25 protein-coding genes are annotated in these 23672 nt (G+C 72.1%); 13 read left to right on the forward strand and 12 right to left on the reverse strand.

Annotated features, from left to right (window positions below):
* Positions 1 to 6 precede the first annotated feature (6 nt).
* A complete protein-coding gene (locus ABT254_RS32885) occupies positions 7 to 390 on the reverse strand; it encodes a cold-shock protein (protein WP_351478168.1) in 384 nt (127 codons plus the stop codon).
* A 164-nt stretch (positions 391 to 554) separates the two neighbouring features.
* On the opposite strand from ABT254_RS32885, the gene ABT254_RS32890 reads away from it, so the two are divergent.
* Positions 555 to 803 carry a hypothetical protein gene (locus tag ABT254_RS32890; protein ID WP_030941140.1) on the forward strand — a complete coding sequence of 83 codons (249 nt, stop codon included), beginning with the start codon at positions 555 to 557 and terminating at the stop codon, positions 801 to 803.
* Here the strand turns inward: ABT254_RS32890 and ABT254_RS32895 are convergent.
* The 3 genes from ABT254_RS32895 to ABT254_RS32905 form a co-directional block, all read right to left on the reverse strand.
* On the reverse strand, positions 782 to 1423 hold the full coding sequence (locus ABT254_RS32895; protein ID WP_351478170.1) for an HAD family hydrolase: 642 nt from the start codon (positions 1421 to 1423) through the stop codon (positions 782 to 784). The two genes, ABT254_RS32890 and ABT254_RS32895, sit on opposite strands and share 22 nt — an antisense overlap.
* A gap of 104 nt (positions 1424 to 1527) precedes the next feature.
* The gene (locus ABT254_RS32900; RefSeq protein ID WP_351478173.1) at positions 1528 to 2499 is read right to left on the reverse strand and encodes a hypothetical protein; all 972 of its coding nucleotides are present in this window, start codon (positions 2497 to 2499) and stop codon (positions 1528 to 1530) included.
* A gap of 73 nt (positions 2500 to 2572) precedes the next feature.
* Positions 2573 to 4177, reverse strand: coding sequence for a PstS family phosphate ABC transporter substrate-binding protein (locus ABT254_RS32905; RefSeq protein WP_351478176.1), 1605 nt, complete (start codon positions 4175 to 4177; stop codon positions 2573 to 2575).
* Positions 4178 to 4483: 306 nt separating this feature from the next.
* Between ABT254_RS32905 and ABT254_RS32910 the strand changes: the two genes are divergently transcribed.
* The 3 genes from ABT254_RS32910 (at position 4484) to ABT254_RS32920 (ending at position 9606) form a co-directional block, all read left to right on the forward strand.
* Positions 4484 to 7021 carry a helicase-associated domain-containing protein gene (locus ABT254_RS32910; RefSeq protein ID WP_351478178.1) on the forward strand — a complete coding sequence of 846 codons (2538 nt, stop codon included), beginning with the start codon at positions 4484 to 4486 and terminating at the stop codon, positions 7019 to 7021.
* Positions 7022 to 7140: 119 nt separating this feature from the next.
* The gene (locus ABT254_RS32915; protein ID WP_351478181.1) at positions 7141 to 7875 is read left to right on the forward strand and encodes a hypothetical protein; all 735 of its coding nucleotides are present in this window, start codon (positions 7141 to 7143) and stop codon (positions 7873 to 7875) included.
* 84 nt (positions 7876 to 7959) lie between these two features.
* Positions 7960 to 9606, forward strand: coding sequence for a DNA repair helicase XPB (locus ABT254_RS32920; protein WP_351478184.1), 1647 nt, complete (start codon positions 7960 to 7962; stop codon positions 9604 to 9606).
* Between the two features lie 8 nt (positions 9607 to 9614).
* On the opposite strand, the gene ABT254_RS32925 is transcribed toward ABT254_RS32920, so the two are convergent.
* Positions 9615 to 9800 (reverse strand): hypothetical protein, encoded by a 186-nt coding sequence (locus ABT254_RS32925; protein WP_181922421.1) that lies wholly within the window; start codon positions 9798 to 9800, stop codon positions 9615 to 9617.
* A gap of 317 nt (positions 9801 to 10117) precedes the next feature.
* On the opposite strand from ABT254_RS32925, the gene ABT254_RS32930 reads away from it, so the two are divergent.
* Positions 10118 to 12181 carry a HelD family protein gene (locus ABT254_RS32930; RefSeq protein ID WP_351478188.1) on the forward strand — a complete coding sequence of 688 codons (2064 nt, stop codon included), beginning with the start codon at positions 10118 to 10120 and terminating at the stop codon, positions 12179 to 12181.
* Between the two features lie 115 nt (positions 12182 to 12296).
* Here the strand turns inward: ABT254_RS32930 and ABT254_RS32935 are convergent, their stop codons facing one another.
* Complete coding sequence (locus tag ABT254_RS32935) at positions 12297 to 12527, reverse strand: hypothetical protein (protein ID WP_351478190.1); 231 nt, start codon at positions 12525 to 12527, stop codon at positions 12297 to 12299.
* Here ABT254_RS32935 and ABT254_RS32940 point away from each other — a divergent pair.
* A complete protein-coding gene (locus ABT254_RS32940) occupies positions 12526 to 13059 on the forward strand; it encodes a hypothetical protein (RefSeq protein WP_351478191.1) in 534 nt (177 codons plus the stop codon). The two genes, ABT254_RS32935 and ABT254_RS32940, sit on opposite strands and share 2 nt — an antisense overlap.
* Here the strand turns inward: ABT254_RS32940 and ABT254_RS32945 are convergent.
* Complete coding sequence (locus ABT254_RS32945) at positions 13056 to 13748, reverse strand: copper homeostasis protein CutC (protein ID WP_351478194.1); 693 nt, start codon at positions 13746 to 13748, stop codon at positions 13056 to 13058. The genes ABT254_RS32940 and ABT254_RS32945 overlap by 4 nt on opposite strands.
* A 185-nt stretch (positions 13749 to 13933) precedes the next feature.
* Positions 13934 to 14605 carry a maleylpyruvate isomerase family mycothiol-dependent enzyme gene (locus tag ABT254_RS32950; RefSeq protein WP_351478197.1) on the reverse strand — a complete coding sequence of 224 codons (672 nt, stop codon included), beginning with the start codon at positions 14603 to 14605 and terminating at the stop codon, positions 13934 to 13936.
* A gap of 73 nt (positions 14606 to 14678) precedes the next feature.
* Here ABT254_RS32950 and ABT254_RS32955 point away from each other — a divergent pair, with 73 nt between their 5' ends.
* Positions 14679 to 15356: an HD domain-containing protein gene (locus ABT254_RS32955; protein WP_351478200.1), complete on the forward strand. Its 678-nt coding sequence runs from the start codon at positions 14679 to 14681 to the stop codon at positions 15354 to 15356.
* Between the two features lie 10 nt (positions 15357 to 15366).
* A complete protein-coding gene (locus tag ABT254_RS32960; RefSeq protein WP_351478202.1) occupies positions 15367 to 16434 on the forward strand; it encodes a GNAT family N-acetyltransferase in 1068 nt (355 codons plus the stop codon).
* Here the strand turns inward: ABT254_RS32960 and ABT254_RS32965 are convergent.
* Together ABT254_RS32965 and ABT254_RS32970 are read right to left on the reverse strand one after the other, a co-directional pair.
* Positions 16416 to 16694 carry a DUF4031 domain-containing protein gene (locus ABT254_RS32965; protein ID WP_351478205.1) on the reverse strand — a complete coding sequence of 93 codons (279 nt, stop codon included), beginning with the start codon at positions 16692 to 16694 and terminating at the stop codon, positions 16416 to 16418. The two genes, ABT254_RS32960 and ABT254_RS32965, sit on opposite strands and share 19 nt — an antisense overlap.
* Positions 16691 to 17074: a DUF8819 family protein gene (locus tag ABT254_RS32970; RefSeq protein ID WP_351478208.1), complete on the reverse strand. Its 384-nt coding sequence runs from the start codon at positions 17072 to 17074 to the stop codon at positions 16691 to 16693. Before ABT254_RS32970 ends, ABT254_RS32965 begins: the two co-directional genes overlap by 4 nt.
* A gap of 55 nt (positions 17075 to 17129) precedes the next feature.
* On the opposite strand from ABT254_RS32970, the gene ABT254_RS32975 reads away from it, so the two are divergent.
* Both ABT254_RS32975 and murQ read left to right on the forward strand, forming a co-directional pair.
* Positions 17130 to 18053, forward strand: a complete 924-nt coding sequence (locus ABT254_RS32975) for a MurR/RpiR family transcriptional regulator (RefSeq protein ID WP_351478211.1) — start codon at positions 17130 to 17132, stop codon at positions 18051 to 18053.
* A gap of 85 nt (positions 18054 to 18138) precedes the next feature.
* Positions 18139 to 19074, forward strand: coding sequence for an N-acetylmuramic acid 6-phosphate etherase (murQ, locus tag ABT254_RS32980; protein WP_351478214.1), 936 nt, complete (start codon positions 18139 to 18141; stop codon positions 19072 to 19074).
* Between the two features lie 133 nt (positions 19075 to 19207).
* Here the strand turns inward: murQ and ABT254_RS32985 are convergent, their stop codons facing one another.
* A complete protein-coding gene (locus ABT254_RS32985) occupies positions 19208 to 19600 on the reverse strand; it encodes a hypothetical protein (protein ID WP_351478239.1) in 393 nt (130 codons plus the stop codon).
* A gap of 115 nt (positions 19601 to 19715) precedes the next feature.
* Between ABT254_RS32985 and ABT254_RS32990 the strand changes: the two genes are divergently transcribed.
* From ABT254_RS32990 to ABT254_RS33000, 3 genes are all read left to right on the forward strand, one after another.
* The gene (locus tag ABT254_RS32990) at positions 19716 to 20555 is read left to right on the forward strand and encodes a helix-turn-helix domain-containing protein (RefSeq protein ID WP_351478242.1); all 840 of its coding nucleotides are present in this window, start codon (positions 19716 to 19718) and stop codon (positions 20553 to 20555) included.
* Complete coding sequence (locus ABT254_RS32995) at positions 20539 to 20748, forward strand: DUF397 domain-containing protein (protein ID WP_351478217.1); 210 nt, start codon at positions 20539 to 20541, stop codon at positions 20746 to 20748. The genes ABT254_RS32990 and ABT254_RS32995 overlap by 17 nt, the downstream gene beginning before the upstream one ends.
* Before the next feature lie 631 nt (positions 20749 to 21379).
* Positions 21380 to 21949 carry a hypothetical protein gene (locus ABT254_RS33000; RefSeq protein WP_351478220.1) on the forward strand — a complete coding sequence of 190 codons (570 nt, stop codon included), beginning with the start codon at positions 21380 to 21382 and terminating at the stop codon, positions 21947 to 21949.
* A gap of 6 nt (positions 21950 to 21955) precedes the next feature.
* Here ABT254_RS33000 and ABT254_RS33005 read toward each other — a convergent pair whose 3' ends face one another.
* Positions 21956 to 23476, reverse strand: coding sequence for a carboxylesterase/lipase family protein (locus ABT254_RS33005; RefSeq protein ID WP_351478223.1), 1521 nt, complete (start codon positions 23474 to 23476; stop codon positions 21956 to 21958).
* Positions 23477 to 23672: the final 196 nt, after the last annotated feature.

Below are 23672 nucleotides of genomic sequence, written 5' to 3' on the forward strand. Positions count from 1 at the left end.
TGAGGGTTATACGTCCAGCTGGTCGGCGACCGCGCGCAGCAGGCCCGCGATCTTCTTGCCGGAGGCCCGGTCGGGGTAGCGGCCCTTCTCGAGCATCGGCGTGATGTTCTCCAGGAGGGTCGTCAGGTCCTGGACGATGGAGGCCAGTTCGTCCGGCTTCTTGCGGGTGGCGGCCGCCACCGAGGGGGTCGGGTCCAGGACGGTGACGGAAAGTGCCTGGTCGCCGCGCTGGCCGGCGACCACACCGAACTCCACTCGCTGGCCCGGCTTGAGGCTCTCGACTCCGGCGGGGAGGACCGAGGAATGAACGAAGACGTCGCCGCCGTCGTCGCGGGAGAGAAAGCCGAAGCCCTTCTCGCTGTTGAACCACTTGACCTTGCCGGTAGGCACGTCTGTCCTCGTCCTCGTACTCGTCGGAAAACTGCTTCGGAAACGGCTCTTGATAGCACTCGGGCGGGTCGTCGCGGACCCGCCGGTACCAAGGCTAATGGTCTTCAGGCCGGTGACAAGACGTCGCCGGGTTGTTCCTTCGCGCAGGGAACTACCCTGGTCCGGTGCGTGACAAAACCCAAACGAATTCCGCCGAGCCCGGTGACCGACTGATCCGTGCCGGTGCCATCGTGTTCTTCCTCGGTGCCCTGGCCACACTCGTCACTGTGGCTCCGCTGTTCCTCCACGCGAAGCCATTTCCGACGTACATGTTCGGGCTGAGCATGCTCATGGGGGTCGGCTTCCTGATCGCCGGCGCCGGAGTGCTGCGGTCGATCGCGGCGGGCCGCCGTCAGGCGCGCGCCGGGCGGTAGTCCGCGAGCCAGCCGGGGAACTCCGTGAGGTCCCCGAGCACCACGTCCGCCCCGGCCGCGCTCAGCTCCTGCGTGCTGCACGGTCCGGTCGCCACGGCCACCGACAGCGCGTCCGCCTTGCGCGCGCCGCGTACGTCGCCGATGTGGTCGCCGACGTAGATCCCGGCCCCGTGCTCGCGCAGCGCCTCCGCCTTCTGCTCGGCCCACAGGTCGCCGACGACCTCGTCGGGGTGGATGCCGAGGTGTTCCAGGTGCAGCTTGGCGTTCGGCTCGTACTTGGCGGTCACGACGATCGCGCGTCCGCCGGCCGCCCGCACGGCGGCGATGGCCTCACGGGCGCCCGGCATCGCGGGGGTCGCGGCGATGGCGATCGTCGGGTACATCGAGCGGTACAGGTCGGCCGTCTCCGCCAGCTGCTCCTCGGGGAACCAGTTGATCAGCTCCTCGGCGAGGGGTGGTCCCAGGCGGGTGATGGCCAGGTCGGCGTCGATGTACGTCCCGGTGCGCTCGGACAGGGCCAGGTAGCAGGCGTGGATGCCGGGGCGGGAGTCGATGAGGGTCATGTCCAGGTCGAAGCCGACGGTGGGCGGGAACGGGGTCGTGTAGGCCATATGGGTCATTGTGCCTATTGGCTCGATCGCTTTCGTCGAGTGGCGGCTGCGGGTGGGTGGGGGTTGATCGCGCCCACGCGGCGGAGCCGCATGTCGATACAGCCCCGCGCCCCTTAAAGCCGCCTCTGTGAGCGCCAGGTGATGAAGAGCGCCGACAGGACGGCCGCGCCCCTCACCACCCACGGCCACGTCTCCGCGATCGCCTCGTTCATGTGGCCCTGGGGTATGGGGGTGCCCCAGCGGCCGGTGTTTCTGCCCCAGAGCCAGACGAGGCCGGCGGTGAGGGCGAGGCCGGGCATGCCGATGACCGCCCACTTCGACTCGTTGCGGGTGAGCCGGCGGGAGGCGTAGGCGATGAGCCAGCCGAGCAGCAGGGCGAACCAGTTGCCGAGGATCGCGCCGACGACGAGCAGGCCCGCGGCGATCAGGAGGAGCGGATTGCTCCAGCCGCCGGCGGGGAGCGCGAGGCGGCGACGCCGGGCGGGGGCCTCGGGTGCGGTCTCCTCCTCGGCTTCCGGGGCCTGCTCCACTGCCGGTGGCGGCTCCTTGTCGAGTTCCTTGGGGCGTGGCGGCCTGAGCAGGTCCGGGATCTCCACGCCGCCGGTGAATCCGGGGACGCTCTCGCCGAAGGGGGTGCTGTCGACCCGCCACCAGTCGGGCCGGGTCGCGCTGTTGCCGAGTTCCTCGGCGCTCGCCATGTGCGGCGGGGAGGGGGCGGTCGTCTCGGGCCGCGCCGGCTCCGCGGGGCGCGGGCGCGGTACGACCCGGCGCAGGCTCTTCGGCAGGCGCCTGCTGTCGTCCGGTTCGTCGTCCCGCTGCACCGGCACCTGGGTGGGGGTCGGCTCCGGTGCCGGGGTGGTGCCTCCCGCCGCGGCGACGACCTCGTCGGGGGTACCGAGCCGGGAGAGGATGCGGCGGACCGCGGCGGGACTGTCGACGGTGGCCTTCGCCCGGCGGCGGTCGATCTCGCCCCGCAGCTCCGACACCAGGCGCATGCGTGCGGCGGACGGCAGCTGCCGCTGCTGCGCCACGTCGCCGACGCGGCTCAGATACTCGTAGACGACCTTGTCGCTCTCGATACCCACGAAGTCCCCTTTGGGGTGGGTGCGTTGGATTTCCCGTAATGCTTCCCGTGACGACGGTAGCGCAGGCCGCGGGTCAGGTCGGCCGGCACACCAGCGGGTATCGCGTCTCCGAGCAGGGACGGTTGCCGTATACGCGCAGGACGTCCTTGCCGCCCTGGTCGGTGAGGTAGCGCAGGAAGGCGGCCGCGATGGAGTCGGCGGGCGGTTCGCCGTAGGTGTAGGCGTACTCGGTCTGCCAGTACGGGTAGGTGCCGTTCTCGACGCCGTCGAGGGTGGGCGGCATGTCGTCGATGCGGAGCTTGACGAGGCGGCCGGAGGTCACGCTGCTGACCTCGCTGTAGCCGAGGGCGCCCGGGATGGCGGCCGTGCGGTCCAGCAGGTTGTCGGTGCTGTCGGCCTCGCAGACGCCGGGCTTGTCGCGGTCCAGGGCGGTGCAGTCGTTCACGTCGGCCTCGGGGACGGGCCGGCCCTTGAGGACGCGCTTCTCCAGGGCGTTGCGGGTGCCGGAGTTGCGGTAGCGGTCGACGAGATGGACGGGGAGGTCGGCGCCGCCCACCTCGGACCAGTTGGTGATCTTCCTGGCGTAGATGTCGCGGACCTGCCGCAGGGAGAGGTTGCGGACCTTGGCGTCCTCGTTGACGACGAGCGTGAACAGCGTGTACGCGATCGGGCGCGGCAGGATCTGGGGGTGGTTGCCCTCGGCCGGGCCGTCGGTGAAGGCGATGTGGTCGCGCAGCCCCTCGTCGCCCGAGATCCCGGCGTCCGCGCCGGTCTTCTCCAGCGCGGCGACGCCGTTCCCGCTGCCCTGGAAGGTGCCGCCGTCGACGGGGATCTTCGCGCCCTTGGCCGCGCACAGCTTCACGTACTCGTCGGCGGCGGCCTTCACCGCGGGGGCGAAGGCGGTGGAGCCGCCGAGGTGGAGGGTGCCTCCGACGCAGTCCAGCGGGGCGGGCTCGTCCCGTACGAACAGGGTCAGGCCCGCCTGGACCATGACGGCCAGGGCCAGCAGGACGATGCCGAACCAGGCGGGCCGGGACGCGAAGACATGGCTCTCCGTCCTGGCCACCTTGAACCGGAAGAACCGCAGCAGCGGGTCGGACCAGCGGCGGCGGCCACCGACGGCACCGCGGAAGACGGGCTTCGGGAAGGGCTCCCGGCTCTGGTCGTCGGGCCAGCGCTCCAGCACCACGAGCACCTTGTACTCGGCCCGTACCGGGAGCTTCACCTTCGGCAGCCGGATGACGCCCTGCCGTTCGGGCAGGTGGTTGTCGTGGCCGAAGCCCGGCACGGCCTGGTTGTCCCGGATGAAGGAGTCGCGCAGTTCGTCCTGGCTCAGTTCGGTGACCACCAGGGCCGCGACCTGGCGCTCACGGAAGGTGACGCGTATGCCGCACGGGTCGCTGTCGGGGGTGAGGTAGTCGCCCTCCTCGATCGGGGCGGTGCCGGCGTTCTCGATCCGCAGCAGGACGAAGGAAGGATCCTTCAGCTGGTGGCCGTCCTGCTGCATGTCCCGCAGCACTCCGGCGTACGGCGACTGGGTGGCGTCCGCGGCGAGCGTGTCCATCTGTACGCGGTAGCCGAGCCGCTTGCGGCCGACGACGGCGAACTCCCACAGGAACGCGGCGAACGGGAAGCCGACGCTGATGAGAGCAACCCACTTGTCGAAGTCGAGGTTCACCCCGGGCCCCCAGTTCCCCCGTGTCCGTCGAACACCCAATCGCCCGCAGCCACCGTGCAGTTGACAGGGAGCCCAGGGTGACCAGTGGGTGCCGAGTGTGGCCAGGGTTGCCGCAATCGTCCTGCCGAAGTTCATCCGTAGGTCACCTGCGAAACGTCCCGTTAGCCAATCCAGCCCGTCCGGCGTTTGAGGACGAGGCCGTTCAGGCCGACGGTGGTCTGGGGGCGGAGCCCCCAGGGACGCGGACCCCACTCCCCCGCACCTGCTCCGCCCAACCGCCGGAGGCAACCCGCTACCGTGGGTCGGATGAGCACCCCGGCCGCTCCGCGTTCACTCGCAGAGGCACTGCGCAACAGGGACGACGCCTCCCTGGCGGCACTGCTGCGCGCCCGCCCCGACCTCATCACGCCCGTCCCCACCGACCTCACCCAGCTGGCGACCCGCGCCGGTACCCGTGCGTCGGTCGTGCGGGCGCTGGAGCGGCTTGACCGTTTCGCGCTGCAGACGGCCGAGGCGCTGGCGGTGGCCGCGGACCCGGCCGGGTACGAGGAGCTGCTCGGGCTGATGAGCGGTGACGGGGGCGACCCGGCCGTCGCGGCGGCGCTCCCCCGTGCCCTGGGCACCCTGCGTGAGCAGGCCCTGGTGTGGGGCGGGGACGACCGGCTGCGGCTGGTGCGGACGGCCCGTGAGCTGCTCGCGCCGTCGCCGCAGCACCCGTCGCCCACAGGGCTCGGGCCCACGGTGCAGGAGGCGGCGGCGGGTATGTCGCCGGGCCGGATCCAGGAGATCGTCACCGCGGTCGGGCTGCCCTCGACGCACGACTCCGTCTCCGCCGTGGCCTCGCTGACCGCCCTGTACGGCGACCGCGCACGGATGACCGCGCTGCTGGCCCAGGCGCCCCCGGAATCGCGGGAGGTGCTGGACCGGCTGGTGTGGGGGCCGCCGTACGGGCAGGTGACGGCCGATCCGGCGCCGCGCCTGCGCTGGCTCCTGGACCGGGGCCTGCTGCTGCCGACGGCGCCCGGGACCGTCGTACTCCCCCGGGAAGTGGCCCTGCATCTGCGTGGCGGCCGGGCGCATCGTGCCGTCGAGCCGCTGCCGCCCGCCCTGGAGGTGACGGCGACGCACCGTCCACAGGTTGTGGACGCGACGGCGGCCGGGCAGGCGTACACGGCGCTGGCGACCGTGGAGGAGCTCCTCAAGGACTGGGACGAGGGCGGGCCCACGGTGCTGCGGGCGGGCGGTCTCAGCGTGCGCGACCTCAAGCGCACCGCGGTCGCGCTCGACGTGTCCGAGCCCGTCGCCGCCTTCTGGGTCGAGCTGGCGTACACGGCGGGACTGCTGGCCTCCGACGGGGAGGCCGACGAGCGGTATGCGGCGACCCCGGCCTACGACGAGTGGCTGGAGCTGCCGGCCGCCGAGCGCTGGGCGCAGCTGGCGCAGGCGTGGCTGACGGCGACGCGGACGGCGGGCGTCGTCGGAGGGCGGGACGCGAAGGACCGCACCCTGTCGGCGCTGGGCCCGGGCCTGGACCGCTCCGCGGCCCCGGAGGTACGGCACCGGGTGCTGAGCCTGCTGGCCGGGCTGCCGGAGGGTGCCTCCCCGTCCGCCGAGTCCGTCCTCGCCCGGCTGCGCTGGGAACGGCCCCTGCGCGGGCCCCAGCAAAGCGACGACCTGCGCGGACGGCTCGCGACCTGGGCGCTGTCGGAGGCGGAGATGCTGGGCGTGACGGGCCGGGGCGCGCTGTCGGCGCACGGCAGGGCGCTCCTCGGGGCGCCCGCGCCCGCGCCTTCACCCGCGCCGAAGGACGCCGAGCCCGCGCAGGAGGGCCCCGGCGACAAGCTGCCCGTCCACCACGTGCCGCTCACCGTGGAGCCCCTCTCCCCCACCGAGCAGGCCACCGCCTCCGCGGCGGCCGGCCGTCTCCTCGCGCCGCTCCTGCCCGAACCCCTGGACCACGTGCTGCTCCAGGCGGACCTGACGGCGGTCGCCCCCGGCCCGCTGAAGCGCCCGCTGGCCGACATGCTGGACGTACTGGCGGACGTGGAGTCGAAGGGCGGGGCCACGGTCTACCGCTTCACCCCGGGTTCGGTACGGCGCGCCCTGGACGCGGGCCGCACCGCCACCGACCTGCACGCCTTCCTGAGCGCCCACTCCCGCACCCCCGTACCGCAGCCGCTCACGTACCTGATCGACGACGTCGCCCGCAAACACGGGCATCTGCGGGTGGGCGCGGCCTCGGCGTACGTCCGCTGCGACGACGACACGATGCTCAACGAGATCATGGCCGACAAGCGCGCCGCGGCCCTGCGGCTGCGCCGTCTCGCGCCCACCGTCCTCGCCACCCAGGCCGACCCGGCGACCCTCCTGGACGGGCTGCGTGCCATGGGCTTCGCACCGGCCGCGGAGTCGGCGGAGGGCGACGTCCTGATCACCCGCGCCGACGCCCACCGCACCCCGCCGCGCACCGCCCCCGAGCCGGTCCCCGACGGCCCGCCGACCCCCGACACCACGCTCCTGGCGGCGGCGATCCGCGCGATCCGGGCCGGCGACCTGGCGTCCACGGCCCCCCGCAAGCCGACCGCGTCGGCCGCGCCGGGCGGCGACCTCCCCCGCACCACCTCCGCCGAGACCCTCGCCACCATGCAGGCCGCCGTCCTCACGGGCGAGGCCCTGTGGATCGGCTATGTCAACGCCGAGGGCGCCGCCAGCCAGCGCGTCATCGCCCCGATCCGCGTCGAGGGCGGCTTCGTGACGGCGTACGACCACACGGCGGACGAGGTGCGGACGTATCCGCTGCATCGCGTCACAGGGGTGGCGGAACTGGCGGACGATCAAGGATGAGACGGATGGGCCGGACAGACTGATGGGAAGTACGCAAAGCGGCTGTATCGATCACGGTGGCCTGTGCTATCCCAGTGGAAGCGCGTCGACGGCGCGGGGGCTGCAGGGGGACGGCCGTGATGAGCGACGGGGATTCGGGAGGGCGGACACCGCCCGATGACCGGGGGCACCGCACAAACTCGCGGGCGATCATCTGGTCGGCGCTGATCGGCGCGATCGCGACGGTGGTGGGCGGCGTACTCGCCGCTCTGATCACGGGCGTGTTCCAGCAGGACAGCAGCCCGGCGTCCGCGTCCGTGGTCTCGTCGGCACCGAGGAGGGACGGGCCGAGCGCCTTGCGGACGCCTACCACCAGGGAGCCCTCGTCGTCCCCTCCGGCCACCACGGACGCTCCGGCCAGCACGCCCGCTCCGGCCACCACGTCCTCGTCCGCCGTGAGCGAGCTGATCGATCTCATCGCCTCCGGCAGAGGCTCCCTCTACGAGTGCACGCAGTACGACACGAAGGTCGGAGCCGCCAGAGCGGCAGTCCGGTGCCGCAGCAGTGCGGAGAACCATCCGCACTGGAAATCCTTCGTGTACTCCTTCGCCTCCCGGTCCATGTTGGACGCCTGGATGCGCACCGAAGTGCGCGAGATGGGAACCCCCGACGGCGACCGGTGCAGCGCAGCCGGTGAATGGCACGGCACCTGGCTCTACGGGGGCGAGGTCCTCGGCGAGCTGACGTGCCGGTGGCGCGAGAGCAAGTACCGGATGGCCTGGAGCTACCACGACGAGCTGGTCGGCGTGGTGAGCGAGGACACCGACGCCGATCTGCTCTACACCTGGTGGTCCGGCCGGCCCCTGCTGTTCTGATCTTGGCCCGGGTCCGTTGTCCGCCACATGCGGCACACTGGACGTTTGGCGGCCGACAGCGGCCGTACGGAAAGGGTGCCCCACGTGAATGGTCCACTCATCGTCCAGTCCGACAAGACCCTGCTTCTCGAGGTCGACCACGAGCAGGCCGACGAGTGCCGCCGGGCCATCGCGGCGTTCGCGGAGCTGGAGCGGGCGCCCGAGCACATCCACACGTACCGGGTGACGCCGCTGGGGCTGTGGAACGCGCGCGCGGCGGGGCACGACGCCGAGCAGGTCGTGGACGCGCTCGTGCAGTACAGCCGGTATCCCGTGCCGCACGCGCTGCTGGTCGACGTCGCGGACACCATGGACCGGTACGGGCGGCTGACCCTCAGCAAGGACCCCGCGCACGGACTGGTGCTCACCACCACCGACCGGCCGGTGCTGGAGGAGATCCTGCGCTCGAAGCGGATCGCCCCGCTGGTCGGGGCGCGGATCGACCCGGACACCGTCGCCGTGCACCCGTCGGAGCGCGGGCAGATCAAGCAGACGCTGCTGAAGCTGGGCTGGCCCGCCGAGGACCTCGCGGGATACGTCGACGGCGAGGCGCACCCGATCGAGCTGAACGAGGACGGCTGGGCACTGCGGCCGTACCAGAAGCAGGCCGTGGAGAACTTCTGGCACGGCGGGAGCGGCGTCGTCGTACTGCCGTGCGGGGCGGGCAAGACGCTCGTCGGCGCCGGGTCCATGGCGCAGGCGAAGTCGACGACCCTGATCCTCGTCACCAACACCGTCTCGGCGCGGCAGTGGAAGCACGAGCTGGTGAAGCGCACGAGTCTCACCGAGGACGAGATCGGTGAGTACAGCGGTACGCGCAAGGAGATCCGGCCGGTCACCATCGCCACGTACCAGGTGCTGACCACCCGGCGGAAGGGCATCTACCCGCACCTGGAGCTCTTCGACTCCCGCGACTGGGGGCTGATCGTCTACGACGAGGTGCATCTGCTGCCCGCGCCGGTCTTCAAGTTCACGGCGGATCTTCAGGCACGGCGGCGGCTGGGGCTGACCGCGACCCTGGTGCGCGAGGACGGACGCGAGTCGGACGTGTTCTCGCTGATCGGGCCCAAGCGGTTCGACGCGCCGTGGAAGGAGATCGAGGCGCAGGGGTACATCGCGCCCGCCGACTGCGTGGAGGTCCGGGTCAACCTCACCGACTCCGAGCGGCTCGCCTACGCCACCGCCGAGCAGGAGGAGAAGTACCGCTACTGCGCCACGACGGAGACCAAGCGGAGGGTCACCGAGGCGATCGTGCGCCGTTTCGCGGGCCAGCAGATCCTCGTCATCGGGCAGTACATCGACCAACTCGACGAGCTGGGCGAGCACTTGAACGCCCCCGTCATCAAGGGCGAGACCTCCAACGCCCAGCGCGAGAAGCTCTTCGACGCCTTCCGGGAGGGCGAGATCAGCGTCCTCGTCGTCTCCAAGGTCGCGAACTTCTCCATCGACCTGCCGGAGGCGACGGTCGCCATCCAGGTGTCGGGCACCTTCGGCTCACGCCAGGAGGAGGCCCAGCGGCTGGGACGCGTGCTGCGCCCCAAGGCCGACGGCCACCAGGCGCACTTCTACTCGGTCGTCGCCCGCGACACCATCGACCAGGACTTCGCCGCCCACCGCCAGCGCTTCCTGGCGGAACAGGGGTACGCCTACCGGATCGTGGACGCGGACGAACTCTTGGCGGAGGACGCGTAGGGACGCCTTCACTTACGGCGTACGCCCGCTTCCTCGCCGTACTCGCCGAGGATCACCACGTCGAAGGCGGCGCCCGCGAACACCTTCAGGGCACGCAGGGCGTCGCCGAGGCGGTGACGGTGGCTGCCGAGAACGGGGGTGGCGCCGGGCGGACCCGGCCTGCCGGGGCCTGGGGTGATGGTTGCTGCGCTCATGTATCCATGGTGGATCGGCAGGCATAAAGGGGGCATCGGCCTGCGGACCGAACCTCCTTGGTCGCCGCGTACGCCTCCGGTCGTGGCCCTCCCTCCCCGGTATGACGGGGACATCCCCTAGGGGGTCCCGAGAGGGAGGGGATGGGCAGGGGGAGGACAGGGCGTGGGCAGGGCGCGGAAAAACCGTTGGCCCCCGCCTGTCCCGCTCACCTAGAATCTCCGCTCTTGCCCGCCTCCCTCCGCGGAGCGCCGCCGTCCGGACGGAAACCGGCCGGCACCTCGCAGCCCCAGCCCGTAGCGCCTTCGGAGGCACCGCCTTGTCCACGCCCGTCGACGACCCCGCCCCTCTCGACGACCCCCTCTCCCGCGAGCGCGCCCATCTCGCCGCATCCCGTGCCGCCCTGCGCGCCATGCGTGAGGACGTCGAGTCGCTCGACATCAGCGACGTCACCGCGAACTGGGTCAACGCCGAGGTCCTGGCCCGCCAGATCGACGAGCGCATCAAGGCGCTGGCCGACCTCAGCGACACCCCGTTGTTCTTCGGCCGCCTCGACTACCTGCACTCCCCGGGCGCCGACCGGGCCGAGGGCGCGGACGGCGAGAGGTTCTACATCGGGCGCCGGCACGTGCACGACCACGACGGCGACCCGATGGTCATCGACTGGCGGGCCCCGGTCTCCCAGCCGTTCTACCGGGCATCCAAGAAGGACCCGCTGGACATCGCGCTGCGCCGCCGCTTCGGTTACACCCGCGGTGACATCACCGCGTACGAGGACGAGCACCTCTCCGACCCGGCCGAGGCCGCCCGCACCAGCAAGCTGCTCCAGCAGGAGATCGAGCGCCCGCGCGTCGGCCCGATGCGGGACATCGTGGCGACCATCCAGCCCGAGCAGGACGAGATCGTGAGGTCCGGGCTGGGTGGGACGGTGTGCGTGCAGGGAGGTCCCGGGACCGGAAAGACGGCCGTCGGCCTGCACCGCGTCGCGTATCTGCTCTACGCCCACCGTGAGCGGCTCGCCCGCACCGGCACCCTCGTCATCGGGCCCAACAGGTCCTTCCTGCACTACATCGAGCAAGTCCTGCCCGCCCTCGGCGAGTTGACGGTCCAGCAGGCCACGGTGGACGACCTCGTCGCGGGCGGCATCGAGATCCGGGGCACCGACGACGCGGCGGCCGCGGTCGTCAAGGGCGACGCGAGGATGGCGGAGGTGCTGCGGCGGGCCGTCCACTCCCATGTCACCATGCCGACCGAGCCGCTCGTCGTCGTGCGCGGCTCCCGCCGCTGGCGGGTGCCCGCATACGAACTGGAGGACATGGTCCGGGAGTTGCTCGACCGCGGCATCCGCTACGGCGCCGCCCGTGAGGCCCTCCCGCAGCGCATCGCGCACGCCGTGCTGGTGCAGATGGAGCGGTCGGGGGAGGCGCCGGACGACCGGGTGCAGGACGCGGTGGCCCGCAACGCGGCGGTGAAGGCGGCCGTCAAACAGATGTGGCCGCCGGTCGACCCGGCGAAACTCGTGCTGCGCCTGCTCTCGGACGCGGACTTCCTCGCCGTACACGCGGAGGGAGTCCTGGACGAGGACGAGCAGAAGACGATTCTCTGGTCGAAGCCGGTCCGCAGCGTGAAGTCCGCCAAGTGGTCCGCGGCGGACGCCGTGTTGATCGACGAGACGACGGACCTCGTGCAGCGCACGCACTCCCTGGGACATGTGGTCCTGGACGAGGCGCAGGACCTCTCCCCCATGCAGTACCGCGCGGTCGGCCGCCGCTGCACCACCGGTTCGGCGACCGTCCTCGGCGACCTGGCGCAGGGCACCACGCCCTGGGCGACGCGGAGTTGGGAGGAGGCGCTCGCCCACCTCGGCAAGCCGGACGGCGTGATCGAGGAGCTGACGGCCGGTTTCCGCGTCCCGACGGACGTCATCACCTACGCCTCCCGTCTGCTGCCGCACATCGCCCCCGGTCTCACGCCGGTCGCGTCGGTCCGCGAGAACCCGGGCTTCTTCGCCCTCCGCCCGATCGAGAACACCTCCGAAGTGGTCGCCGCCTGCGAGGAGTTGCTCCGCAACGAGGGATCGACAGGCCTGATCGCGGCCGACGCCCGCGTCCCGGCGCTGGCGGAGGCGCTGACGACGGCCGGGATCAGCTACCTGGCCCCCGGTGAGGAGACGACGGCCGAGGCCCGCCTCACCCTGGTTCCGGCGTCCCTCGCGAAGGGCCTGGAGTACGACTACGTGGTCCTGGACGAGCCGCAGGCGGTGGTCGACGGCGAGCCCGACGAACGGACCGGCCTGCGCCGCCTGTACGTGGCGCTGACCCGCGCGGTGTCCGGACTGATCGTGACGCATGCGGCACCGCTGCCGCCGCAGCTGGCCGAGTAGGGTGCTTCCCGCTGTGTCATGTCCCCCCGGAAAGGCCCCCGTTGAGCACGCCGCCACCCTCGCACCCTGCCCACCAGCCGATTCCGGGGCCGTACCAGCACCCTTCCGGGCCGTATCAGCAGGCGCCGGGCCCAGGTCCGTACGCACAGCCCTCGGGGGCGTACCCGCCCGCTCCCTCCTGGCCGCAGCAGTACGGCGCACCGATGGCGGCCTGCCAGGTGTGCGGGGCGATGCCCGCGGCGCCGGTGACCGTCCGCGGGCACCAGGGCATGGTGGTGATGATGCGGTTCCTGCGGCGCGAGGGGATGTTCTGCCGTACCTGCGCGCTGGCGAGCTTCCGGGACATGCAGGCCGACACCATGGTGATGGGCTGGTGGGGACCGCTGTCGGTGTTCATCACGCCCTTCACGCTGCTGGCCAACCTCGGCGCCCTGTCCGGCATCCGGCGCATCCCGGAGCCGGCCACGGCGGGCTTCCGGCCGCCGCTGGATCCGGGCAAACCGGTGTTCCGGCGGCCGGCGGGCATCCTCGCCCTGATCCCGCTGAGCCTGGTCGGCCTCGTGGTGGCCGCGATTCCGGTGCTTTTGATCATCGGCCTGGTGGTCGGGCCGAGTCACAGCACCGACAGCACCGGAAGCACCGACGCCTCCGCCTACCCGACCCACGACTACCCGACCCTCACGGTCGGCTCGTGCGCCCGCAACGACGCCGCCTGGCCCATGGACGATCTCAAGCCCGAGCCCTGTGACTCCGCCGCCGCGCAGTACAGCGTCCACCCCTGGACGAGCCCCGACTGCGCGGCCGGGGAACACTCCGCCGGCCCGATGTACAGCAAGAACCACGACAGGCCGCTGTGCCTGCGTCCCCTGAAGCGCTAGACCCGGTCCAGCACCGCCCGCCACTCGGCAACCGCCGCCGCGGACACGGGCCCGTCCCAGCCCCCCGGCCGGGCGGCCCCGCCGATGTGAAAGGCGTCGATCCCCGCCGCCCGCAGCTGTGGCACATGCTCCAGCCGCAACCCCCCGCCCACCATGATCCGCGGCTCATACCCGGGCTCCCCGCACCGCGCCGCCTCGGCGAGCAGGGTGGGGAGGCCGTCGTCCACGCCGGCGGCCGAACCGGCCGTGAGATAGGTGTCGTGGCCCGGCAGGCCGTCCAGTTGCCTGCGCAGTGCGTCCCGGTCCGCGGCCCGGTCGATCGCGCGGTGGAAGGTCCAGCGGCAGCCGTCCAGTTCCGCCACGACCTGCTTCACGGCGTCGAGGTCGACCTGCCCGTCCGCGTCGAGGAACCCGAGCACGAACTCCTCCGCCCCGGCCGCCCGCAGCTCCCGGGCGACCCGGACCAGCGGCTCCACCTCCCCCGCGGCGAACCCGTCCGCCGGCCGCAGCATCACGCGCAGGTCGATGTCGACGGCGGCACGGATCCCGGCGAAGGTCTCGACCGACGGGGTCAGCCCGTCGGCCGCCATGTCGGTGACCAGCTCCAGCCGGTCCGCGCCTCCGGCCTGGGCGGCGACCGCGTCCTCGGCGTCGAGGGCGATCACCTCCAGGACTGCACGCATGCTCATAGGACCCCTTCCGTCGGTGTTCCCCTGGAGCGGCTACAGGTCTAGTCCAATCTCAGGGTACGACGACGGGGTGGACGACCGCGAGATCGCCCCCGGGGCCCGGCCCTGCGGCGGGACTGAAAGATCAAGCCCCGGCCGGCGAAATTCAGCCCGTCGCCCCCTGCCCCTGCCGCGGCCGCGGTCCGTCAGCCGAACATGTTCAGCTCCGCCGCCTCAGCTCCCACCAGCTCGTACGACGTGCCCTCGGGCACCGCGCGGCCCGCGTAGAGCCGTACGAGAGTCGCGGAGTCACCGATGAAGCGCGCCGGGTTCCGCTCCCCGCTCGCCTCCCCCAGCAGCAGCGGCTCGTCCACGTCGTCGAGGTCGGCGTGCAGCGGCAGACGGCCCCGCTCGCGGGTGATCCGGGCGAGGAGGGCGAGGGCGTCCGGGAGGCCCGGGCCCCCGTATGCCTGCGGCTCACCCCAGACGTCCCGGACGTCGCCCGCGTGCACCCACTCGCCCAGCGCGACCCGGTCCAGCAGACCGCCCGCCTTGGCGATCGCCGGGCCGGCCTCGGCCATCCCGCGCTCCAGCTCGTCCACGACCTGCTGGTTCGTCCAGTCGGCGCGCTCGGCGATGTCCCGGTCGTTGGAGGCGGGAGAGAAGACACCCTCCTCGAAACGGCTCTCCACCACCCGCAGCAGCGCGGCGGAACAGTGCGCGAGGACGTCCCGCACCGTCCACCCCGGACACGCGGTGGTGGGCAGTGCGAAGTCCGCGTCCGGGCGGGCGCGGAGAAGCGGGATCAGGGCGTCGCGCTCGACGGTCAGGAGCCGTCCGGGCAGCTCGGGGTCGCGTACGTCGTCAGTTGTCGTCATGGGGGCCACGCTAGGGGCACCGGATGATCGACGGGAGAGGCCGCGGGCGCCGGAGAGGCGGGAGAATGGGCGCATGGCCGATCACGCCCGCCCTGATGTCGATGCCCTGCGCACCCGCTGGAACCGCGCCCTGGAAGGAGCCCGCTCCCCCGCCGCCGGCCCCGACCCGGCCCCGTACGCGGACAACCTCCTCGCCCGATGGCAGGAACCGCAGCGCCACTACCACACGCTCGCGCACCTCACGGCGGTCCTCGACCACGTCGACGCACTGGAGAAGTACGCGGCCGATCCGGACGTCGTACGCCTCGCCGCCTGGTTCCACGACGCGGTCTACTTCCCCGACCGCTCCGAGAACGAGGAGCGCTCGGCCCGCCTCGCCGAGCGTGCCCTCCCCGAGGCGGGCCTCTCCGAGGCGAAGACCGCCGAGGTGGCCCGTCTGGTCCGCCTCACCGTCGGCCACGACCCGGCCGACGACGACCGCGACGGCCAGGTCCTGTGCGACGCCGACCTGGCGATCCTGGCCTCGCCCCCGTCCGCGTACGCCGCGTACACGGCCGCCGTACGCGAGGAGTACCACTTCGTCCCGAGCGACGCCTTCCGCACGGGCCGCGCCGCGATCCTGCGCCAACTCCTCGACCTGCCGAGACTGTTCAGGACGCCGTACGGCCAGACGGAGTGGGAGGCGACGGCGCGGTACAACCTCACCTCCGAGCTGGAAATGCTGTCGCTCCCGACGGACCCGTCCGCATAGTCTGCGCCCCATGCGTGCATGGGGCGGGGATCAGGTGGAAGAGGCCGTGGCGGGCTGCGTGGCAGCGCTGCGGCCGGCGGTGGACCGGGACTGGACGGAGGTGAAGGCGGCCGGACTGGAGTGGAACTGCCACGAGACGGCGTTCCACGTCGCGGAGGACCTCATCGCGTACGCCGCGAATCTGGCCGGACGCGCGAAGGACGGCTACGTCCCCTTCGAGATCACCCTCGACGAGGGCACCGACAACACCGGCCTGCTGCATGTGATCGAGACGACCGGGGCCCTGCTCGCCGCGGCCGTCCGCACCGCGCCCCGCGAGGCCCGCGGCTTCCACCCGTACCCGTTCCGCAGCGCGAACCGCGAGGGCTTCGCCGCGATGGGCATCGCCGAGGTCCTCGCCCACACGCACGACATCGCGGGCGGCCTGGGCCTGGAGTACGAACCCCCGGCCGCACTGGCCGAGTCCGTCCTCACCCGCATCTTCCCGCACGTCCAGCCGAGCCCGGACCACTGGCGCACCTTCCTCTGGGCCACCGGCCGCGGCGAACTCCCCGGCCGCGCCCGCCTCACCGGGTGGCGCTGGAACAACAACCTGGTCCTCCCCACCGACCGCCTCACCCTCCAGGGCATCACCCCCGCGGCCGCACGCGATCTGGTGGCGGGCGGCGACGGCGGCTTCGACTGGCTGGACGGCGGCCCGTTCGAGGGCCCCCGGGAGGCCTCGAACTTCATGCTGAAGGCGTACGAAGAGGGCGTGCACCGCCCGGAGTTCGGCGTCTTCGCCCTCGTCCGCCGCGAGGACGGCCGCGCGATCGGCGGCATCGGCTTCCACGGCGTCCCCGACGAGGAGGGCCGCACCGAGATCGGCTACGACCTCACCGAAGCGGCCCGCGGCAACGGCTACGCGACCGAGGCCCTGCGCGCGCTGTCGGACTGGGCCCTGGCACGGGACGACGTCCGCACGCTCTTCGCCACGGTCGAACGGGACAACGTCCCGTCCCAGTCGGTGGTCACCCGCGCGGGCTTCAGGAAGGCGGGCGAGGACGAGGAGGGCCTGGCCTACGAACTGGGGCGCTGAGGCCGCCCCTTCGGCCGCCGGAGTCCCGCCCCCGTCAGCAGCCGCACCACCTCCCGGCTGCTGACCTGCACCGCCCCCGCCGCCACCGCATCCGCATACCGGTGCGACGGGATGTCGTAGTGGTCCCGCTCGAAGGCACGCGGGGGCACGCCCAGTTTCTCGGCGAAGGTGTGGAGTTCGTCGTAGGAGACGTCGCTGACCAGGTGGGACCACATGCGGCCGTGGCCGGGCCAGGTCGGTGGGTCGATGTAGACGGTCACGAGGACGACGACCCGCCCGTGGCCGAGCCCAGCGTGCCGACCGCCGCCACCTTCACGCCCGCCTTGTGGCAGACCCAGTGCGGGTCGGGGCCGAGCTCCGGCTCGACGTCGAGGGCGTGCGGGTCGCCGCCGCCGCAGACCGGGCACAGGGGCCAGCGGCCGTAGGTCTCCAGCAGGGCGTCCTGGACGTCCTGCGCGACCAGCCCGGCGACGTACTCGACGCCCTCCGGCCATTGCTCCACCCACCATCGCCGCTGGACGACGGACTCCTCGACCATGGACACCACGTCCGCCGCGGCGACCTCGCGCGCGGCCAGATCGGCGAGTACGAGGGCGCGTGCGGCGTGCAGCGCCTGCTCCAGGGGGCTGATGGGGTGCATGCCCCCATTGTGCGCACTCTTGACCGGGACACCGTGCCGAAAATATCTTTCATGAGTGACCCAGGACGTGAAGGAAATTTTCTCCGGTGCGGCAGGCCGGTCGAGCGCGCCTCCCGCTCCCGCCGCCCTCGCCGCGAAGGTGCGCACGCTCGCACCCTCCATGACCCGCTCCATGCAGCGCGTCGCCGAGGCCGTCGCGGGCGACCCGGCCGGCTGCGCGGCCCTCACGGTCACCGGCCTCGCCGAGCTCACCGGCACCAGCGAGGCGACGGTCGTACGGACGGCCCGGCTGCTCGGGTATCCGGGGTACCGGGATCTGCGCCTCGCCCTCGCCGGCCTCGCGGCGCAGCAGCAGTCCGGGCGGGCGCCCGCCATCACCACCGACATCGCGGTCGACGATCCGATCGCCGATGTCGTGGCGAAACTCGCGTACGACGAGCAGCAGACGCTGGCCGATACGGCCGCCGGGCTGGACACGGTGCAGTTGGGGGCGGCGGTCGCCGCGGCGGCGGTCGCGCGACGCATCGATGTGTACGGGGTCGGGGCGTCCGGGCTCGTCGCCCAGGACCTCACCCAGAAGCTGCTGCGGATAGGGCTGATAGCCCAGGCGCACAGTGATCCGCATCTGGCCGTGACGAACGCGGTGCAGCTGCGGTCGGGAGACGTCGCCATCGCGATCACGCACTCCGGGTCCACCGGGGACGTCATCGAGCCCTTGCGGGTCGCCTTCGAGCACGGGGCCACGACGGTGGCGATCACCGGACGGCCGGACGGGGCGGTCGCCCAGTACGCCGACCATGTGCTGACGACGTCGACCGCGCGGGAGAGCGAGCTGAGGCCCGCGGCCATGTCCTCCCGGACCAGTCAACTCCTCGTCGTGGACTGCCTGTTCGTGGGGGTGGCGCAGAAGACGTACGAGACGGCGGCGCCGGCGCTGGCCGCTTCGTACGAGGCACTGGCGCACCGGCACCGCAGGTAGTCACAGGTAGTCACAGCAGACGTCGCAGGCAGTGCAGGCAGTCGCAGGCACGAGACCGGACCGCACATCTGAAAGAGCCGCCCCCATGACCTCCACCTCCAACCCCCGTGATCTCCGCGCCGAGTTGGAATCGCTGACCACCGAGGCCTTCCGGCCCGACCTCGCCGAGATCGACCGGCTGCCCACACTCGACATCGCCCGGCTCATGAACGGCGAGGACGCCACCGTGCCGGCAGCCGTGGCCCGGCAGCTTCCGTCCATCGCCGCCGCCATCGACGCCGTGGCCGAGCGGATGGCCCGGGGCGGGCGGCTGATCTACGCCGGTGCCGGCACCGCCGGCCGGCTCGGCGTGCTGGACGCCTCCGAGTGCCCGCCGACCTTCAACACCGACCCGGAGCAGGTCGTCGGCCTGATCGCGGGCGGTCCCGACGCCATGGTCACCTCCGTCGAGGGCGCCGAGGACTCCGCGGAACTCGCCCGCAGCGACCTCGACACCCTGCGCCTCATCGCCGCCGACACCGTGGTCGGTGTCTCCGCCTCCGGCCGCACCCCGTACGCGATCGCGGCCGTGCGGCACGCCCGCGCGCGGGGGGCGTTGACCATCGGCCTCGCCTGCAACGCGGACAGCTCGCTCGCGGCGGCCGCCGAGCACGGCATCGAGGTCGTCGTCGGACCCGAGCTGCTCACCGGCTCCACCCGCCTCAAGGCGGGCACGGCGCAGAAGCTGGTCCTCAACATGCTCTCGACGATCACGATGATCCGGCTCGGCAAGACGTACGGGAACCTGATGGTCGACGTCCGCGCCTCGAACGAGAAGCTGCGCGCCCGCTCTCGAAGGATCGTCGCCCTCGCCACGGGCGCCTCGGACGACGAGATCGAGCGCGCCCTCGCGGCCACCGACGGCGAGGTGAAGAACGCCATCCTCACCATCCTGGCCGGCGTGGACGGCCCCACGGCGGCGCGGCTGCTGGAGGACTCGGACGGGCATCTGCGGGCGGCGCTGGCGGCTGCGGCCCGCTGACCGTCAGGGCTGCCGGCAGGCCGCAGGACCCGTATGCACGAGGCGGCACAGGTTGCCCGTGCGGTGGCCACCCGTAGGCCTTCGCCAAGGCCGTGTACGACCGCCGCAAGGAACTGGGCGGTGCACTCACCCCTCAGCAAGGCAGCCGGCCTTCGTTGTTGGCCCTGCGAACCCGCGCCCGCAACACCGCCTCCGGCGGTGCGGCTCCCACCGCCTCCGGCGGGCACTCCCACTCCCGCCCGCCGCCGACCGGCCGCAGCTGCACCCGCCCGCCGACATGCCCCATGACCTCGCCGACCCGCCCGTCCCGCACATCGGTCGCGTACGCACCGACCGCCGGCCGCTCCCCCCGCAGCACCGACGCCAGCTTCTCCGCCGTACGGACATTGCAGCGCCCGAGGTCGACGAGCGCGAACGGCTCCTCGCTCGCCGCGGTCACGGGATCGACGCACAGGGACGGCAGGGCCACCCCGACGCCGGTGAGGGCCTCCCGCAGGCTTTCGACGACTTCTTCGGTCGACCGCACGTTGCTCATACCTCCACGCTGAGTTTGCTGTTCGCAACACAGCGTGGCCGCAACGCCCCTAACCTGGCCATACGAGACGTTCCAACAACGCCCTCCGTCCGACAGGGAGTTGCACATGCCGGGACCCAAGGACCTCGATCCGTCGTCATCACCGCGGGCTTTGCTGGGCGCGGAATTGCGACACGCGCGCGAGCAGGCCGGGTTGAGCCAGGAGGAGCTCGGGCTGCGGCTGTTCGTGAGCGGGTCGTTCATCGGGCAGCTGGAGGCTGGGACTCGGCGGATGATGCCGGAGTATGCGCGGTTGCTGGATGAGGTGTTGGAGACCGGGGGCTTCTTCCTGCGGAACTGCCGGGCGGCGGCCAAGTCGAAGTATCCCGAGCACTTCGCGGAGGCGGCGGAGGCGGAAGCCCAAGCCACGGCCATCAGGGAGTACGCACCGCAACTGATCCCCGGGCTGCTGCAGACACCTGCATACGCACGCGCCGTCATCCGCGCGTACGACCCGACGACACCGGAGGAAACAGTCGACCAGTGGGTGGACGCACGACTGGAGAGGATCCGTCTACTCGATCACCCAACAAAGCCGGTGTTGTGGGTGGTACTTGACGAGGCGGCATTGCTTCGGGAGACCGGCGGACGGGCAGTCATGGCGGAAGCCCTGTGCCACATCCGCGATCTGGCCCGCCGGAGCCGGGTCATCGTGCAAGTACTGCCGCTCAGCGCAGGGGCCCACGCGGTGATGGAGGGTGCGCTGAAGCTCATGGAGTTCGAGGACGCCCCTCCGCTGGCCTACTTCGAGGGGGTCGGCACCGGGCGACTGGAGGACGACCCGTCAACGGTCACCCAACTGAGGTTCAGGTTCGACCTCCTCGTGGCCTCCGCACTACCGCAGGAGAAGTCCCTGGCCCTGATCGAGGCGTTGGCGCAGGATTACGCCCATGAGGAACACCCCTGACTACGACCTGAGCACGGCCACCTGGCACAAGTCGAGTTACAGCGGCGGTAGCGGCGGCAACTGCCTGGAGGTCACCGACGCCTACGTCGGCGTCGTCCCCGTGCGCGATTCAAAGAACCCTGACGGCCCGAAGCTGGCTTTCGGTACGGCGGCCTGGGCGGCGTTCGTCGAGGGTGTGGCGTCGATGACGTGACCGGCGCGGGGGTACCGCGTCCGCGCGTCGCTGCCTTGTGAAGCTGTTCCATCTCCCAGCCGCCGGCGCGCCCCGGCTCGTTGCCTTCGAACACGACGACCACGCGTCCGTCCTGTGCCTTCACGGTGCTTCTGGTTCCCGTGTCGAGGCCGTCCCCGGTCCCCCTCTCCCATTTCTGGCGGTCGATGGTGAGCTCGGTCCAGCGATAGGCCCGCAGGACACCTCGGGTGGCCACCACGACACCGTGCTGGAAGCAGTACAGCCGGGGGGTGGGGCCACCCACGCGCCGCTCGATGACGTCCGTGAAGAGGCCGTAGCCCATGAGCAGGGTCGACGCCACACCGAGGGGAACGAACCAGCCGTGCAACATGCCGCCCTCCCCTCTGACGATGTGCACCAGATCGAGTGCGGTGGCCCATCCGGAGGCCACGGTAAAGGGCCCGAAGAAAATCCAGGCATGCGAATAGGCGGGACAGGCGAACCGCACATAGCGGCCATACGCAGCGTCCGCCCCCATGGCCAGCGCTCTGTCACGCTCCCGCTTACCCTTGCCCATGACGCCTCCCCGTGTTCCTGAGGGATGTTGCCCACCCTGAGCCACCGAGCAACGGAAGGACCGGGCCGACCGACCATGAACCACGCCCAGCTGACCGCCCTGGGCCGCGCCCTCCGCCTCCTCGGCGAGCACGGCGAGGCCCTCACCGCCGACACCCCCGACTCCAGGCTCCACGAGGTCAAGGCCGACCTCCGTCGCGCCCTGGACCTGCTGGACGAGAGCGTCACCGGCGCCGCGCCCGCCACCCGCTGCCCCGAGCACCCGAACGGCCCGGTCGACGAGAACGCCCACGACCTCTGCCTGCTCTGCGAGACCCGGCGCCGGGCGGCCCGCCGCGCCGAGTTCAACGGCGGCCCCGTGCCCCCGCACACCACCGAGACCGCCCCTTCCCGCTACGGCGTCAGCGCCGACCGCCCGCAGCCCCAGCAGCGCTGGCTGGCGGAGGCGTGGAACGGCCAGACCTGGCACCTGTGCGGGACGCCGAGGCGGGACCGGCGCGAGGCCGAGCTGTATCTGGCCGCTCAGCGCCGCGGGCCCCGCCCCGCGATGGCGTACCGGCTGGTGCACGAGTTCACCGACTACGAGGTGCTGCGTGTCTGGGGCACACCGGTGAAGGTCGACATCGAGCCGCTCGGAAACCTCTAGCGCCGCCTACTTGAGCAGCGGGAGCGGCGCGAACTCGTACCCCTCCCACAGCCGTCGTGAGGTCTCCTCCGGATACGGCCCGACCTGTGCCTTCGGCCCGGCATCCAGCACCTGGACCAGGCGCTCCCCCGGCTCGAACGCCGGCCAGCCCGGATCCCCCGTCCGCGCGAACGCCGTCCAGGACTCCCGGAACCGGGACGACAGCGCCTCCCCCTCCGCGGTGGCCCCCGTACCCGCGAACAGCAACTGCCCCAGGTCCGCCTGGAACGTGCCGAACAGCAGCGGGATGTCCAGTCCGTGGCAGGATCCGAGGCCGCCCCCGCCGCCGGGGGCCGCCCAGGTCAGCTCGTAGGCATGGGCGCGTCCGCCACCCGCGACCTGTGCCTCGGCCAGGTGCAGTGAGGGCATGTTGAACAACCAGTCCGTCTGCACGCGTTCGAACAGCTCACCCGGCGAGGCCTCCGGGAAGGCCGCGCGGTACGCCCGCTCCCCGTCCGGCCCCGGACCGAAGGTCCGCAGCGCCCAGCCCGCCTGCTCCTCCCCGATCTTGCCCAGCATCCCGCCGAGCACGAGGAACAGCCGGAACTCGTCCCGGTTGTGCCCGACGAGCAGGTCGACGTCCTTCCCCGCGCCCGCCCTCAGCGCCTGCCAGGGCGTGCACGGCAGCACCTCGCCGTCGACCACCGGCGAGAAGGGGGTGGCCGTCGGGGCCACCTGCCCCCATCGGTCCGCGTACGACATCATCCGCGCGCTCAACGCCTCACCCACCGAGGTCAGTCGACGCGGCTCGACGGTCGCGAGATCGGCCGCCGTCGGGCGCAGCCCCGCCTCCTTGGCGATGGCGGAGGCGATGTCACGGGCCAGCTCGCCGGAGAAGTAGGTCCCGGGCACGCTCTGCGCGACGGCCCGCCGGAAGAGCCCCCGCGCGCTCGGCATGGCCAGCAGCGAGGCCACCGACCCGGCCCCGGCGGATTCACCGAAGACGGTCACCTGCCCGGGATCCCCGCCGAACTCGGCGATGTTCTCCCGCACCCACTCCAGCGCGGCCACCTGGTCGAGCAGCCCCCGATTGGCAGGCGCCCCCTCGATGAGCGCGAACCCCTCGATCCCCACCCGGTAGTTGAGCGTCACGACGACCACGTCACCGTCACGCGCGATGCGCTGGGCGTCGTAACCGGGACTGCCGGAGTGCCCCAGCTTGTAGGCCCCGCCGTAGATCCACACCATCACCGGCCGCAGACCGCCCGAATCCGCCTCCGGGGTCCAGACATTGACGGTCAGCCACTCGTCGCCCTCGGGGACGTTCAGCACGGCCCTGCGCCCCTGGAAGCCGGACTCCTGCGGAGGCGGCGGCCCGAACTCGTACGCCTCCCGGGTCCCCTCCCAGGCCCGCACGGGACGCGGCGCCCCGAACCGGTCCTTCCCGACGGGCGGTTCCGCGAACGGAATGCCGCGGAACACCGTCAGACCGTCCTCACGGCGCCCCCGCACCGCTCCGGCGACGGTACGCACGACAGTGGTCGTCATCATCAACTCCTGGTCTGGGCTGCTGCGGGACGCCACATATTTTCAACCCGTCCGGCGTGTGAGGACGAGGCCGAAGACCGAGGGGGGGGGGGGGGGGGGGCCCCCCCCCCCCCCCCCCCCCCCCCCCCCCCCCCCCCCGCCGCGCCCCCCCCCCCCCCCCCCCCCCCCCCCCCCCCCCCGGCGGGGGCGCCCCCCA

Source organism: Streptomyces sp. NPDC001137, assembly GCF_040298885.1.
Classification (GTDB): Bacteria; Actinomycetota; Actinomycetes; order Streptomycetales; family Streptomycetaceae; genus Streptomyces.